16 protein-coding genes and 1 pseudogene are annotated in these 15,708 nt (G+C 34.0%); 12 read left to right on the top strand and 5 right to left on the bottom strand.

What is annotated here, in order from left to right; all coding sequences use genetic code 11:
• Positions 1-31 precede the first annotated feature (31 nt).
• Complete coding sequence (locus FD36_RS01480) at positions 32-805, bottom strand: Cof-type HAD-IIB family hydrolase (RefSeq protein ID WP_056957649.1); 774 nt, start codon at positions 803-805, stop codon at positions 32-34.
• 118 nt (positions 806-923) lie between these two features.
• Between FD36_RS01480 and FD36_RS01475 the strand changes: the two genes are divergently transcribed.
• The 7 genes and pseudogenes from FD36_RS01475 to FD36_RS01450 all read left to right on the top strand — a co-directional run bounded on the left by FD36_RS01475 (position 924) and on the right by FD36_RS01450 (position 7,464).
• The gene (locus FD36_RS01475; protein ID WP_156843345.1) at positions 924-2,099 is read left to right on the top strand and encodes a class I SAM-dependent methyltransferase; all 1,176 of its coding nucleotides are present in this window, start codon (positions 924-926) and stop codon (positions 2,097-2,099) included.
• A 125-nt stretch (positions 2,100-2,224) separates the two neighbouring features.
• On the top strand, positions 2,225-2,920 hold the full coding sequence (locus FD36_RS01470; RefSeq protein WP_056957647.1) for an ROK family protein: 696 nt from the start codon (positions 2,225-2,227) through the stop codon (positions 2,918-2,920).
• 24 nt (positions 2,921-2,944) lie between these two features.
• Complete coding sequence (locus FD36_RS01465) at positions 2,945-4,300, top strand: glucose-6-phosphate isomerase (RefSeq protein ID WP_056957646.1); 1,356 nt, start codon at positions 2,945-2,947, stop codon at positions 4,298-4,300.
• Positions 4,301-4,384: 84 nt separating this feature from the next.
• Positions 4,385-4,507 (top strand): alpha-amylase family glycosyl hydrolase, encoded by a 123-nt coding sequence (locus tag FD36_RS07095; RefSeq protein ID WP_478292501.1) that lies wholly within the window; start codon positions 4,385-4,387, stop codon positions 4,505-4,507.
• A 45-nt stretch (positions 4,508-4,552) separates the two neighbouring features.
• Positions 4,553-4,708, top strand: a complete 156-nt coding sequence (locus FD36_RS07090; RefSeq protein WP_479682562.1) for an alpha-amylase family glycosyl hydrolase — start codon at positions 4,553-4,555, stop codon at positions 4,706-4,708.
• A pseudogene (locus FD36_RS01455) lies at positions 4,686-6,070 on the top strand (alpha-amylase family glycosyl hydrolase). Before FD36_RS07090 ends, FD36_RS01455 begins: the two are co-directional and overlap by 23 nt.
• A 62-nt stretch (positions 6,071-6,132) precedes the next feature.
• A complete protein-coding gene (locus FD36_RS01450; RefSeq protein WP_056957645.1) occupies positions 6,133-7,464 on the top strand; it encodes a replication-associated recombination protein A in 1,332 nt (443 codons plus the stop codon).
• Positions 7,465-7,486: 22 nt separating this feature from the next.
• Here the strand turns inward: FD36_RS01450 and FD36_RS06750 are convergent, their stop codons facing one another.
• Positions 7,487-7,609, bottom strand: a complete 123-nt coding sequence (locus FD36_RS06750; RefSeq protein WP_014081871.1) for a putative metal homeostasis protein — start codon at positions 7,607-7,609, stop codon at positions 7,487-7,489.
• A 25-nt stretch (positions 7,610-7,634) separates the two neighbouring features.
• Entirely contained in the window at positions 7,635-7,820 is a 186-nt protein-coding gene (locus FD36_RS01445) for a type Z 30S ribosomal protein S14 (protein ID WP_014081872.1), read from the bottom strand.
• A gap of 195 nt (positions 7,821-8,015) precedes the next feature.
• Between FD36_RS01445 and FD36_RS01440 the strand changes: the two genes are divergently transcribed.
• Entirely contained in the window at positions 8,016-9,209 is a 1,194-nt protein-coding gene (locus FD36_RS01440) for an NlpC/P60 family protein (protein WP_056957644.1), read from the top strand.
• Positions 9,210-9,266: 57 nt separating this feature from the next.
• On the opposite strand, the gene FD36_RS01435 is transcribed toward FD36_RS01440, so the two are convergent.
• Both FD36_RS01435 and FD36_RS01430 read right to left on the bottom strand, forming a co-directional pair.
• A complete protein-coding gene (locus FD36_RS01435; RefSeq protein ID WP_056957643.1) occupies positions 9,267-9,596 on the bottom strand; it encodes a MazG nucleotide pyrophosphohydrolase domain-containing protein in 330 nt (109 codons plus the stop codon).
• A gap of 52 nt (positions 9,597-9,648) precedes the next feature.
• Positions 9,649-10,590, bottom strand: coding sequence for a dihydroorotate oxidase (locus tag FD36_RS01430; RefSeq protein ID WP_056957642.1), 942 nt, complete (start codon positions 10,588-10,590; stop codon positions 9,649-9,651).
• A 363-nt stretch (positions 10,591-10,953) separates the two neighbouring features.
• Here FD36_RS01430 and FD36_RS01425 point away from each other — a divergent pair, with 363 nt between their 5' ends.
• The 4 genes from FD36_RS01425 (at position 10,954) to FD36_RS01410 (ending at position 15,665) form a co-directional block, all read left to right on the top strand.
• Positions 10,954-11,898, top strand: a complete 945-nt coding sequence (locus FD36_RS01425; RefSeq protein ID WP_056957641.1) for an aspartate carbamoyltransferase catalytic subunit — start codon at positions 10,954-10,956, stop codon at positions 11,896-11,898.
• 2 nt (positions 11,899-11,900) lie between these two features.
• Positions 11,901-13,172 carry a dihydroorotase gene (locus tag FD36_RS01420; protein ID WP_056957640.1) on the top strand — a complete coding sequence of 424 codons (1,272 nt, stop codon included), beginning with the start codon at positions 11,901-11,903 and terminating at the stop codon, positions 13,170-13,172.
• An 89-nt stretch (positions 13,173-13,261) separates the two neighbouring features.
• On the top strand, positions 13,262-14,116 hold the full coding sequence (locus tag FD36_RS01415; RefSeq protein ID WP_056957639.1) for a DNA/RNA non-specific endonuclease: 855 nt from the start codon (positions 13,262-13,264) through the stop codon (positions 14,114-14,116).
• Between the two features lie 94 nt (positions 14,117-14,210).
• Positions 14,211-15,665 (top strand): amino acid permease, encoded by a 1,455-nt coding sequence (locus FD36_RS01410; protein ID WP_225361977.1) that lies wholly within the window; start codon positions 14,211-14,213, stop codon positions 15,663-15,665.
• Positions 15,666-15,708 lie beyond the last annotated feature (43 nt).

Raw genomic sequence — 15,708 nt, 5'->3', positions numbered from 1 at the left:
GATATGAACTAAATTATAACATATCTATCATTTAAATTAAATTGAAATGCTTTAATCCTTTGACAATTCCATGATTAGTATTATCAGTTGTCACAAATTCAGCATGTTCTTTGACATTATCTAAACCATTGCCCATTACAATTGGATGATCGACATAGTCCAACATCGGAATATCATTATTTCCGTCACCAAAAGCATAAGTAGGAATTCCTTTTAAATTAGCTTTTTCAATTAAAGTTTTAATTCCAGTTGCTTTAGAAGCATTATGGTCCACAATATCAATGCTGAAAGGTGAGTTACGGAAAAAGGTTAAACGATCTCCAAACTTACTTATGTATACATCATCTAAATCTTTGTTAGTTACAAACATCATATCAATTGGGCGATCATGCCAATAGTCTCTTTTGACCAGTTTAGGAACAGGAGCATGAACTCGAGCACAAGCGTCCAATAAAAGGTGATCATGAGCAGAAGATCCTTTTCCATTTTGATCAAGCATCGTAACCGAATTACCGTGTTGATTAGCAAATTCTATCAATTCATCAATTGTTTGTGGATTAATTACACGATGAAAAAGTTCGTGGTTTTCAAACATTCCATAATCACCATTTGAGGCAACCACGGTATTAATTTTTGTTTTGGCCAGTGTATCTGGAATTTCGTATAATGTTCTCCCAGTTGCAATCACTGGTAAGCCACCATTTGCTCTGATTTCATCCATGGCATTGGCCACTTCATCATTAACTTTTGAATTAGCATCGAATAAAGTAGAATCCAAATCAAAAAATACTAAATATTTATACATTTAAAAATTCCTCGTTTCAATTTTTAAAATAATTATATCATTAGAGCAGACTTCCTACTATTTCTACTCATTTCCAGTTACAATAGAAGTAACAGTTTTTTTAGAAAAAGGAGAAATTATGCGAGAAATAGAAATTACCGGATCAGCTGCTAGTAAATTTGAAGGTGGCTATCCACAAATTAGTTTAAAAGATTTAGTTAATGAAGACGATTTTACCAATAATGGTGAATTTGTGGCCTTGATGAAAGGTGGACACTTTGTTGCCAGTGCCTATTTAGCTAAAGAAGGAAATGGAATTGGTTGGATTTTGAGTCGTAAAGAAAATCAAACTATCAACGATAACTTTTTCAGTCATTTGTTTAGTGCAGCTTTCAATAAGCGAAAGGCATTACAAGGATTAAGTAGTTCTACATATCGATTGTTTAACGGACAAGGCGATGGTCTTGGCGGAATTACAGTTGATAATTATGATGGTGAAATTGTAATTAGCTGGGAAAATGAAGGAACTTATAACCATCGTCGGATGTTAGTCCCAGCGATTGTTGATAATTTGGACAGTTACAACAACGTTTATGACGTTAAGCACTTTGAAAATGGTAGTACCATTCGTCCCATTAATGGAATTGCACCAAATCCGCAAGAATTTAAAACCATTGTTGAAGATGGAACTGTTTATCCAATTCACCTTGATGGAGCAACCAAAACTGGACTTGACTTAATTTATCGTGATGTACGTAAACAAGTTAAGAAGAATGCTCAATACAAATTAGTTTTGAACTTACTTTTTGATCAAACCGGATTTGTTTCAGCTGCAATCACTGGTGGAAGTACTGAAACGGAAGATGTTGACCAAAGTAAACGGGCTAAATCAGATTTAGTTGGAGAATTTGTAGCTAACAACATTGCAACTGATTCACAAACGGTTCGTAGCATGGATTTACGTGGTTTTTTAGACTATGCTAACAAACACAATCTTCGCTTTGATTTAATTACCATTAATCTTCCCGCCTTTATGAGAAGTAAAAAAGGTAACTTTAACATTCGCAAAGATTTAACTAGTTTACTTACCCAAGTCTTTACTTTAGCTAATAAAGAAGCTGATGTTTTCGTAGCTACTCAATCTAACAGTATTAATTTACGTGATTTCCGTAGCGGGGTACAAAAAGCTTTGATGAATTCTAAACACAAATACAGTGAAAAAGAAGGTTTTAAAGCACCAGCTGACTTCCCATTTGATCGTGAATACACCAAACAATCACCATTCAAAGCACTTTGGCTTAAATTACAAAAATAATGGTGTGCTTTGTGAAATAAAGTACTTTTTAAAATGATTATAAAATCGTTGAAAACGGTTTCAGTAAGAATTATAATATAGTCACTTAATAAGTAATTATTCCGAGGAGGACGATAGTATGTTATATGGAAGCAGGTGGAACTAAGTTTGTTTGTGCAGTTGGTGACGAAAACTTTAACGTGATTGACCAAACTCAATTTCCAACTACAACTCCAGATGAAACTTTAGCAAAAGTAATTAGATATTTTAAGAAATTTGATATCGATGCTTTTGGGATTGCTTCTTTTGGACCAATTGATGTTGATAAAAATTCTGAAACCTACGGATGGATTATTAAAACACCTAAAAAGGGTTGGAGTAACATTGATTTCTTAGGTGTAATGGGTACACCAGAATTTGGTCATATCAAAGTAAAACGTCATCGTGATGATTTAGATTTTAAGGGTATTTGTCCTTGGCATGGTGACTGTTTAGAAGGAGTTGCTTCAGGTCCTACTTTCGAAGCACGTGATGGTATTGAAGGTCGTCAAACTCCTATTAATGATCCTAAATGGAACATTATTGCTTACTACGTAGCACAAGCTGTTGTAGATTTAACAGTTACATTTAGACCAAACAAAGTTGTTTTAGGTGGTGGAGTATGTACCCCAGAATTCATTGCTAAGGTAAGAGCACAATTTACGCTATTGTTTAACAATTACCTCAGTGTTGGTTCACTTGAAAAATACATTACTGCTCCAGAAATTGCTCATAACGGTTCAGCTACTTTTGGGGACTTTGTCCTTGCTAAGAAAGCTCTTGACGAAAAAGATAATATTTAATTTATTTTAGGAGAATGATAGATAATGGCTTATATTAAATTTGATGATTCAAAAGTAAGCAAATTTGTTCACGAAAACGAAGTTCCAGAAATGCAAGCAATGGTAAATGCTGCAAACACAGAATTACGTGAAGGTACTGGTGCAGGAGCAGATTTTCGTGATTGGTTACATTTACCAAATGATTATAATAAAGAAGAATTTGCTCGAATCAAAGCAGCTGCTAAAAAAATCCAAAATGATTCTGAAGTATTAGTTGTGATTGGAATTGGTGGATCATATCTTGGAGCTAAATCAGCAATTGACTTTTTACAAGGTGATTTTTACAATGCTAAATCTAAAGCAGAACGTAAAGGTGGCGTTCAAGTTGTCTTTGCGGGTAACTCCTTAAGTGCATCTTACTTGCACGAACTTGAAGGTTTTATCGGTGATAAAGATTTTTCAGTTAATATTATTTCAAAATCAGGTACGACAACTGAACCTTCGATTGCTTTTAGAATTTTCAAAGAAAAATTAATCAGTAAATATGGTAAAGAAGAAGCAGATAAAAGAATTTATGCAACTACTGATGCAAAGTGTGGTGCTTTACGAACTGAAGTAGAAGCAGAAGGTTATGAATCATTTGTTATTCCTGATGGAGTTGGTGGACGTTTCTCTGTTTTAACTCCAGTTGGATTACTTCCAATTGCAGCAACTGGTGCTGATATTGATCAATTAATGAAGGGTGCCGATGATGCATCTAAAGATTACGTTGATACAGATTTAACTAAAAATGATGCTTATCGTTATGCTGCAATTCGTAACATTTTATATCGTAAAGGATATGTTACTGAATTATGTGAAAACTACGAACCAAATCTTCGGATGTTTTCTGAATGGTGGAAGCAATTAATGGGTGAATCAGAAGGTAAAGACCAAAAAGGTATTTACCCATCTTCAGCTAACTTTACAACTGATTTACATTCATTAGGTCAATACATTCAAGAAGGATTACGTAATCTCTTTGAAACAGTGATTAAGGTTAAACAACCACCTTACAACGTTGAAATTCCTATGGATAAAGAAAATCTTGATGGTTTGAATTACCTTAAAGGTCAATCAATGAATGAAGTTAACGATAAAGCTTATGAAGGAGTTGTGTTAGCTCATAACGATGGTGGAGTTCCGGTTATGACTGTTGAAGTTCCTGATGAATCTGAATACAGTTTAGGCTACTTGATCTACTTCTTTGAAGTGGCAGTTGGAATTTCTGGCTACTTAAATGGAATTAACCCATTTAACCAACCAGGTGTAGAAGCTTACAAGAAAAATATGTTTGCTTTACTTGGTAAACCAGGCTTTGAAGAATTAGCTGAAAAGTTAAATAAAGAATTAAAAAAATAAGTTGTAATAAAAAGAGTCTTTCTAGTATTGCTAGAAAGGCTCTTTTGTGTTTGAATAGGATAAAATGAATTTTGGGGTATTATAATGAAAACTAAAAAAATAAAATGGTGGAAAGATGAGATCTTTTACCAAATTTATCCACGTTCTTTTCAAGATAGTAATGGTGATGGAGTAGGCGATCTTCAAGGGATTATCTGCAAGATTTAGGCATTACTACGATTTGGCTTTCTCCAATTTACAAATCGCCCGCCAATGTATGATATGGGTTATGATGTAGCTGATTACGAAGCAATTGACCCCATCTTTGGTACGATGGCTGATTTTGATGAGTTACTAACAGCAGCTAAACAGCGTCATATTAAAATCATTATGGACTTAGTTGTAAATCATACGTCTAATCCAACATGAATGGTTCAAGGAAGTTCTTAGAGATCCTGAGAGTGAATATCGTGATTATTATATTTTTAAACATACGGAAGATGGACAGATGCCAAACAATTGGCGTTCAATTTTCGGTGGATCAACTTGGGAACCAGTTCCAAATGAACCAGGGACTTATTATTTTAATAGTTTCTCATCTCAACAACCTGATTTGAATTGGAAAAATCCTAAGCTCCGCCAAGTAATTTATAAAATGATTAATTGGTGGTTAGAAAAAGGGGGGTTGCTAGCTTTCGGATTGATGCAATTAATTTTTTGAAAAAAGATCAAGATTGGTCATCATTACCAGCTGATGCTAAGGATGGTTTGGTTTCTGTAATTCATAAGGGACAAAATCGTCCTGGATTAGAAAACTTTTTAGCAGAATTAAAAAAAGAAACCTTTTATAAGTATGATGCAGTAACAATTGGAGAGGCATATGGACTGAAACCTTCCGAGTTGAAAAGACTAGTAGGGAAACATGGATACTTTTCAATGATTTTCGATTTTAGCTACATGAATATTGATATGAAAGACGGAGATGAATGGCTTAGAGGACAAAACGATTGGACCGTTTCTGAGTTACGTCAATTAATTTTTGATAGTCAAAAGGGCATTAAAAGCGCCGACGGTTGGTTTGCAAATGTTTTAGAAAATCATGACCAACCTCGGGTACTTTCAAAATTAATTAAAAAAGCAAAAAACCGGACACCGACTGCTGCTAAAGCACTAGCAATGATGTATTTCTTTCTTCCAGGAGATCCTTTTATTTATCAAGGTCAAGAAATTGGAATGAAAAATTTCAAACGCAATAATATTAATGAATTTAACAATATTAGTTCCTTGAATAATTATCAATTAGCTCTTGATGAGGGCTTTACTACTAAAGAAGCATTGAAATATGTAAATTTAAAATCACGGGATAATGCGCGAACCCCGATGCAATGGAATGATAGTGACAATGCTGGATTTACAACTGGAAAACCATGGTTACCTTTAGGTAATGATCGTAAAGAAATTAATGTCGCAGATGAATTGAAAGATCCTAATTCAGTGCTTAACTTTTATCAACAAATGATTAAGCTTCGTCAATCAAGTAAGTTCAAAGCACTCATGATTAATGGTGATTTAAACGAAATTACTGAAGAAAACAATCAAGTTATTGCTTATGAAATGATTTATGAAAATCATTGTATTACCGTATTAGTAAATCTAAGTGAGAATAAAGCACTACTTACTAAAACTTATAGTGGGATGCTTGCCTTAAGTAACAAAAATGATGTAGAATTAAATAAACAAACACGTGTTCGCAGTCTGAGTGCTTATCAAGCAGTTGTTTTATACAATTAAATTTAAAAGAGGCTGGAAAATCAATTTGGTTTCCAGCCTTATTTATATAGGAGGTGAAGATAATGGAACAAGAATCATTATTTAAAAATCAAGAAAATAATCAAGGAATACCATTAGCGAGCCGGGTTCGTCCTGTAAATTTAGATGAATTTATTGGGCAACAGCAAATTATTGGAAAAGGTACCATTTTAAGAAATCTAATTGAAAATGATCAAATTGCTTCTTTAATTTTGTGGGGACCACCTGGAACGGGGAAAACGACTTTAGCTCAAATTATTGCTCATGAAACGGATGCTAATTTTATTAGTGTTAGTGCAGTTGGAACAAGTATTACTAAAGTTCGTAAAATTATGCAAGAAGCAGCCGAAAATAAAAAAATGGGGTTAAAAACCATCGTTTTCGTAGATGAAATTCATCGTTTTAATAAAGCCCAACAAGATTCTTTTCTACCTTATGTTGAAAATGGAAGCATTATTTTAATTGGGGCAACCACTGAAAATCCGTCTTTTGAAATTAATTCAGCATTGTTGTCACGAAGTAAAGTCTTCGTTTTAAAAAGTTTAACGGCTACTGAGATTGTTCAATTATTAAAACAAGCAATTCATAGCCCAAGAGGATACGGCGACTTAGAAGTCAAAATTAGTGAAGATAATCTAATGGCAATTGCTGAGTTTGCAAATGGGGATGCTCGATCGGCTTTAAATACTTTAGAGATGGCCGTGGAAAATGGTAAGCAAGATGGTAAAAAAGTTGATATCACTCTTGAAGATTTACAACAGCTAATTACTCGTAAATCATTGCTATACGATAAAAAAGGTGAAGAACACTATAATATTATTTCGGCGGTGCATAAGTCTTTACGAAATAGTGACGTTGACTCTGCCGTTTATTGGGTAAGTCGGATGTTAGATGGCGGAGAAGATCCGATGTTTATCATGCGGAGATTGGTTCGATTTGCTAGTGAAGATGTTGGACTAGCTGACCCACAAGCTTTAAATGTCTGTATTAATGCAACTGAGGCCATAAAGTTAATTGGTATGCCAGATTGTGACGATGCCATTATTGAAGCCACTGTATATTTAGCTTTAGCACCGAAATCAAATGCAATTGACAAAGCAGTCCAGAAAGCAGCTGCTGACGTGAAAAAATATGGTAATTTACCTGTTCCTTTACAAATTAGAAATGCACCAACTAAGTTGATGAAAAATCTTAATTATGGAAAAGGATATAAAATGGCTCAACGGGAAAAAGATAAATTAACAGCAATGAAAACAAATCCGCCAGAAATTACGGGACACGAATATTACGAACCTTCAGAACAAGGAAAAGAAACCGTTTTTAAACAACGACTTAATTATTTAAAACAATGGCATCTGGAACACGATCCAAAATAAAAACAGTTAATCAATTTAATGATTAACTGTTTTTTGCTTTATTTGTTAGATTTATTTTTTTAATTACACGCAATGCTCGGCTTTTAGTCCGTTTGTTTGGACTTTTAAGCATGCGGTAGGCAGTTGCTAATGTCATTTCTTTCATAATAATATCCTCCATTGATTAAAGCTTACCAACTAGCTTTTTTCATACCAGGAATTTGTCCTTTATGGGCTAATTGGCGAAGACAAATACGGCAAAGATGAAATTTTTGATAGACAGCACGTGGACGACCACAACGTTCACAACGAGTGTAGTTTTGAACTGCAAATTTTGCTGGATGTTTACTTTTTTCAACTAGTGATTTTTTAGCCATGCGTTCCTCCTTTCTTAATAAAGTTCTCAATCCTATTCTATTGATATTGGTCAACAAAAGTCAAATGATTAGATTGGTGAAATTTCATTTAGATTACAAGCTTGTTAAGATTTAAAGTCTTGCTGAATTTAAGTAAATTTTGATGTTAAAATTTACGAGTTCAATGAATACAAAATTAAAAATGGAGGTAAAAATATGAATAAAGTACATTATAAAATGTTTAAAGCTGGGAAAAAATGGATGATTGCTGGAATAACTACAGTTGCAATTAGTACTGGGGCTTTCATGGTTAACTCAATTGATGCAAATGCAGATGTTGTTTCAAATGCATCAGCCTATATAGGAACTCCTTATCAATATGGAGGAAACAGTCGTAGCGGAATTGATTGTTCTGCACTAGTTCAAAATGCTTATGCTGCCGATGGAATTAATTTGCCAAGAACATCAGGTGAACAATATAGAGTTACTACTCAAGAATCAGCAGCGGATGCTCAATATGGAGATTTAGTTTTCTTTGGTAGTTATGGTTCTGATCACGTTGGTATTTATTCAGGCAATGGAAATATGATTAATGCAGAAACTGTTGATGGTGTAACATCACGTCGAATTTCAGTAATGGAAAATATTTTAGGAACTGCTTCATATAGACGAGTTAACGGTGCTACACAAGCTGCAGCAGAAGCCCAAGAAACTGCACAACCTGCAGCACCAGTTCAAAAAGAAACTGCACAACCTGCAGCACCAGTTCAAAAAGAAACTGCACAACCTGCAGCACCAGTTCAAAAAGAAACTGCACAGCCTGCAGCACCAGTTCAAAAAGAAACTGCACAGCCTGCAGCACCAGTTCAAAAAGAAACTGCACAGCCTGCAGCACCAGTTCAAAAAGAAACTGCACAGCCTGCAGCACCAGTTCAAAAAGAAACTGCACAGCCTGCAGCACCAGTTCAAAAAGAAACTGCACAGCCTGCAGCACCAGTTCAAAAAGAAACTGCACAGCCTGCAGCACCAGTTCAAAAAGAAACTGCACAGCCTGCAGCACCAGTTCAAAAAGAAACTGCACAGCCTGCAGCACCAGTTCAAAAAGAAACTGCACAGCCTGCAGCACCAGTTCAAAAAGAAACTGCACAACCTGCAGCACCAGTTCAAAAAGAAACTGCACAACCTGCAGATGTTAATAATAATCGAAATAACAACATTACTAGTGTTGAACCAGAAAAAACAGATGTGAAACCCGTTGATAATCAAGTTGTAAAAGTAGTTACTCCAACAAATCAAAAAGATACTTTACCAGCAACTGGAGAAACAAAAAATTCATTATTGACAGTTATCGGGTTAGGTTTGATTAGTTTTGTTACATTATTAGGATTTAAAATTCGTAAAAATAACTAAATATTTATACACAAAAAGACGAGTAATTACTCGTCTTTTTGGTTATGTAAAATTAAATTAGTCAGGTAAATTAAATCTAGCTTTAATTTTAGTTTCACTTTGATTAATTAAAGTTTGAGGGTCTATTCCGTATTTATCGGCAATAATTAAGATTTGATCTAAGCAGTCTGCTAATTCTTCGCGTAGGTTGTATTGTAATTCTGCTTCAGTTTTTTGGGATTCACCTGGATGATCTCGTCCTAATTCAATACTACGAACTGCACGATTCAATTCGCCAACTTCTTCAGAAAGAAAGTTTAAGCGAATTAAAGAAGAGTAGTTGTACCAATCGCGATTCTTGTAAAAGTTTACAAGCCATTTTTGATGTTCATCTAATGATTTTGTCATTGATATTCCTCCTAAATAAAAAGAACCTAAATAGGTTCTTAATTTAAATTAATTATTCTTGATATTCTTTTAATTTACCACGAAAATCACTTAGCTTTTGATAACCTTTTGCTTCCATAATTGCTTTTAATTCTGTATCTAATCTTTCAAAGACTGCAGGACCCTCCTTTGCAAGAATTGTACCAACTTCAACGATATCAGCACCACAAAGGATTAATTCAAAGGCATCTTTTCCAGTACTTACCCCACCAGTTCCGATGATTTTAATTTCTGGATTCAAACGTTGCCGAAAAGCACGTACGTTAGCCAAAGCAACCGGTTTAATATAAGTACCACCAATTCCACCAAAACCGCCTTTAGGTTTAATGACGACTGATTCTGTTTCAGCATCAACTACAAGACCGTTTCCAACGCTGTTAATTGCATTAATATAAGTTAAAGGATACTTGTTTAGGATTGATGCAACAGCATCATATTGCTGTAAATCGAAGTAGGGCGGAAGTTTTAAACCAAGTGGCTTAGTAAAAAATTCAAACACAGCAGCTAATGTATCCTCAATTGCATCATAGTCATAACTAACTTGTGGTTTACCAATTACATTTGGGCAAGAAAGATTTAATTCAGTCAAACCATTGAAATTACTCGATTGTACTTTTTTTAAAGCCTTTAAATTATCAGCCATTGAAGTTCCTGAAATTGATAAGTCGATTGGCTTATCAGTATTAGTTTCCTCAATATAATTAAGGTAGTAGTCTAATCCTTGATTTGGAAGGCCCATTGAGTTAATACTTCCTAATTCTGTATTAAAATATCTAGGAAGTGGATTGCCAGGACGAGAAACTAAGGTTGCACTTTTAGTAGTTACTCCACCTGCTTGAGAATCTAAGATTTCGTTCATTTGTGCAGCAGTTTCATCATAGACCCCAGCAGCATTAATAAAAGGGTGCTCATATTTTTCGTTTCCAATCGTTGCTGCAATAGAAATATCTGTCATAGTAAACTCCTTTTAGAAAAAAATGCACAAATTTGACGAAGTTCAGAGAAAATCAATAGTCAAAATTGTGCATTTTATTTTTGAAATTATCAGGAACATCTTCTGGTTTCTCTGAACCAAATTAAGATTAATTTTCTTAATAATAAGTAAGTTATTTTGAAAAGTCAATCAAAAGATATATTTGACTTTTTTTATTAGATTGGATAAAGTTAGTAGCAATAAATAAAGGTGCTTTAATTTGATCCAGAGAGGTCGATAAGTTAACTTGGTAATGTTGAATTTAATTGAGACATGCTACGTTAATGGTAGCATGTCTTTTATTTATGTAATTTTCTTTAATAGATAATATTTTAGGGGGACAACATGGCTTTTAAATATCAACATGATTTAGTTACAGTTGCAGATATGAGCGAAATGGAAGTTTTACATAAAATTAAGCTTGCTCAGCTATTTAAAGCGGGAAAAAGGATAACTCTTAATCGTCCGGTTTATGCGATGAATCTATTTTTTGAAAATAGTACTAGAACACATACTAGTTTTGATATGGCAGAACGACGTTTGGGGATGCAAGTTTTACAGTTTGATGCAAATGCTAGTTCTGTAACCAAAGGTGAAACTTTAGAAGATACAGTTAAAACCATCCAAGCTATCGGAGTTGATTTAGCTGTGATTCGTCACTCTGAAAATGAATATTATAATGACTTATTAAAACAAAATTTAGATATTAGTATTGTAAATGCAGGTGATGGAAGTGGTCAACATCCCTCTCAATCACTATTAGATATGATGACTATTTATGAAGAATTTGGAACTTTTAAAGATATTAAAGTTTCGATTATTGGTGATTTAAATCATTCACGAGTTGCTCGTTCCAATATGGAACTTTTGACTCGATTAGGCGCTAAAGTTGCTTTTGCCGGTCCTAATCAATGGTACGATGATAAATTTGCAAAATATGGGGCACATTTGACGGTTGATGAAGTTGTACAAGATTCAGACGTGGTCATGCTACTTAGAGTTCAAAAAGAACGATTAGGTGATGAATTAAATGATTTTGATGAAGGTAAATACCATCAAAAATATGGATTAACAAAAGAGCGTTATGCCACAATGAAAGAAAATTCGATTATTATGCATCCTGCACCGGTAAATCGTGGGGTAGAAATCGATTCTAACTTAGTTGAAAGTGATAAATCACGAATTTTCAAACAAATGGAAAATGGAATGTATATGAGAATGGTGATTCTAACAGATGTTATGGTTGCAAAGGGAATTATCAATAAAACGGATCTTTTAGGAGTTGATTAAAAATGAAAATTTTAATTAAAAATGCAGATATTTTTCAAAGTGGAAAACTTTTACAACGTGATGTTTTAATTGAAGATGGTAAAATCGTTAAAATTGAAACAGATCTTGATTTAAATGTTGATCGAGTGATTGAGGCGAAAGGTAAAACGATTTTACCAGGACTAGTTGATGTGCATGTTCACTTTAGAGATCCAGGACAAACGCAAAAAGAAACTATTGAAACTGGAAGTGAAGCATCAGCTCATGGTGGCTACACAACTGTTTGTGCAATGCCCAACGTTACGCCAGTTCCCAATACGCCTCAGCTTCTAAAAAAAATGATTGCAGATAATCAGAAAAAAGGAGTTATTAAAGTTGAGCAATATTCTCCTGTTACCTATGATGAAAAAACAGAACAACTAGTTGATTTTGCAGCTATGCAAGCAGCAGGTGCGATTGGATTTAGCAATGATGGGTTTGGTATCCAAACTGCAAAAACTATGTATGATGCAATGGTTGCAATCGAAAAAACGGGATTACCTTTGGCAGCACATGTTGAAGACCATGCTTTAATGAATGGTGGAGTAATGAACGCTGGTAGAGCGGCTGACCGTCTTGGAATGAAAGGTTCGCTAGATGTTGCTGAAACAAGTCAATTGGCTCGTGATCTAGAATTAGCACGTGTTACTGGGGTTCATTACCATGTTTGTCACGTTTCTAAAGCGCGTAGTGTAGAATTGATTAGGCGAGCAAAAGCAGATGGAGTTAATGTGACTGCAGAAGTTTCACCTCATCATTTACTACTCGACGATTCAATGATTAAAGCTGATAATCCAATGTTTAAAATGAATCCACCTTTACGAGATAAAAGTGATTGTGTGGCTTTATTAGAAGGGCTTTTGGATGGAACAATTGATATGATTGCAACTGATCACGCTCCACATACTGATGAAGACAAAGGTGAATCATTTATCCATTCAGCTTTTGGAATTACTGGAATTGAAACTTCATTTCCTTTGTTATATACCAAGTTGGTTAAAACTGGAAAAATTACTTTAATGCAACTAATTAAATGGATGAGTTATAATCCAACGAAAATTTTCAAACTCAATGATGATAATCAAATTAAAATTGGTAATATTGCCAACTTTGCGATTTGGGATTTAGCTAGTTCGCGACAAATTAATGAAGCTGAAATGCGTTCAAAGGGTAATAATACCCCATTTATTGGTGCTAAAGTAAATGCAGAAAATGAAATGACATTTTGCAAAGGTAAAATTGTTTTTGAAGCTTAATCATAAAAGTCTGGAAACAGGCTTTTTTATTTTGTTTTTTATTGCTAAAATAGAAACATACGTTCGTACATGTTAGGAGAGAGTATTTTATGAAAATTAAGAAACGAATTATAACTTCGGTGTTAGTTACAACAATTGCTTTGGTAATTTTAACCCCAACTATCAACGCTTCATTGGAACCAAATCAAACTGGAACCTATACAGAGTTAGCTAATGAAAATTATCAGTCGGGATCACAAGCTTATGATATTTTGAATAGTGATGATCCTGAAACAATTTCAGCAAGTGATTATCATGATAATAAAATTGATTACTCAAATTTAGATAATTTAAACCGTGCGGGAACTGCAACCGCTTATTTAACAAAAAATAATTTAGGTAAATCAAGTGGGCGAGCATCACAAATATTCAAACCAACTGGTTGGAATAATCAGGCCAAAAAAATAAACGGTGAACGTGTTTTTCCAGTTAATCGGGGACATTTGATTGCTTATACATGTACATTTAATTTAAATAGCGATGGTAATTACAAAAAAGGTGCTAAGGGATCAATTGATAATCCAAAGAATTTAATTACTCAATCTGCGTTTTCCAACCAAAAAGTAATGCAAATTACAGAAGAAAAGGTTCGTGATGCCTTAGAAGAGAATAAAAAAGTTGTTTATCAAGTTACACCAGTTTATCAGGGATTGGATTTGATGGCGAAAGGGGTATGGGTTGAAGCCACAAGTACAGATGGAACAATGCATTTTAATCGTTATTTATATAATGTTCAACCGGGTGTTGTTTTCGATTATGAAACTGGACGTTCTACGGTTGATACATCTATGACAGTTCCTTCTCCAGCTAATTATTCAAAATATCATGTAAAAAAATATAAAAAATGGCATACAACTTATTCTCATAAACACTATCATGTAAAAAAGCATTTCAAATTTAATTAGTTGTAATATACAAAATTTCTAATTCTTATAACATTGCGATAGTTGAATAATTCAACTATAATTAATAGATGTTGAAAATTATAAGAGGTGCAGTTTGGAAAATAAAACAAATGAAAAAATTGGAAGATTAGGTTTAACTGCTTTCGTTTTATCAGCTATGGTAGGTGGGGGAATTTATGATCTTCCACAAAATATGGCATTGCACGCTGGTTTAGTAGCACAAGTATTAGCTTGGATTATTACTGGAATTATCATTTGGACAATCGTTAGATCATTTATGATTCTTTCACAACTTAGACCGCAGTATACGACGGGTCTTTATCATTATGCTCAGGCAGGATTTGGCAAATTTGCCGCTTTCTTTGTTAGTTGGGGATATTGGATATGCCAATCATTTGCGATTGCAGCATATTCGGTTCTATTAATGTCTACACTTGATGCTTTTTGGCCAGGAATGTTCAAAGGCGGTAATAATTGGCTAGCAATCTTGGGTGGAACGATAGTTCTCTGGACTATGACATTTTTGATTTTAAAAGGTATCAGAACGACAAGTAAAGTTGATCTAATCGGCACTTTTTGTATGTTATTAATCATTGCAACCTTTATAATTACAATGATTGTAGCATTCAATTGGCATGTCTTTGTCACTAATCCAATGGCATCAAATAATCCACCCAAAATTCATGATCGTGATTTGGGTGGATTATTCCATCAAATAAAAAGCTCAATGCTTACCACTCTCTGGGTTTTTTCCGGAGTAGAAAGTGCCGTTGTCCTTTCTGGAAGTGCCAAAAGTCAAAAATCAGTGCGAAGGGCCACTCGTGATGGATTTATTCTGTGCTTAGTTTTATATGCTTTAGTTTCAATTTTACCATTAGGAATAGCTAGTTATGGTCAGCTATCGCATATCCCCAGTCCTTCAACTGCTATTTTGCTGGAATACGTATTAGGACCAATTGGCCGATTAATTATTACTTTTGGAGTAATTGTAGCTGTTTTGGCAAGTTGGCTAAGTTGGATTTTATTGTTATCTGAAATGCCTAGGGCAGCATCAGAAGATAGAACTTTTCCTATGTTTTTTCAAAAAATTGGTAAACATAATGTTCCAAAATCATCATTAATTATGACGGTTATCGTAATTCAAATCATAATTATTATGACTCATTTTGCAGGGCGTGCTTTTGATACAACTTTAACTATTGTTGCAACAATGACTATTCCACCATATTTAATTTCAATGCTTTATTTAGCTAAAATTAGTATGAAAGAAGAGACCTTTAACCCAGATAAAAATGCAATTAATGTATCAAGGTATGCAGCATTATTTATTGCAATTTTAGCAATCATTGGAACTTTGTTTATGGGATATACTGCTGGAATTAAGTACTTAACAATTGCTTTTGTAATTTATGCAATTGGAATCCCGGTTTTTATGTATGCCCGAAAGGAATATAATCCTAATCAGCAAATCTTTAATGCTTGGGAAAAAGTTTTTGCAATCCTAATTGTTTTAATTGCAATTGTAGGACTGCTAATTTTAATTAAATAAACGATTGACACCATTTAACTTATCATTTATAGTACAAATTAAT

Origin of the sequence: Fructilactobacillus sanfranciscensis DSM 20451 (assembly GCF_001436035.1) — a bacterium.
GTDB classification, from domain to species: domain Bacteria; phylum Bacillota; class Bacilli; order Lactobacillales; family Lactobacillaceae; genus Fructilactobacillus; species Fructilactobacillus sanfranciscensis.
The sequence above is the reverse complement of the archived record's forward strand: the minus strand, read 5'-3'. Positions and strand labels throughout refer to the sequence as shown.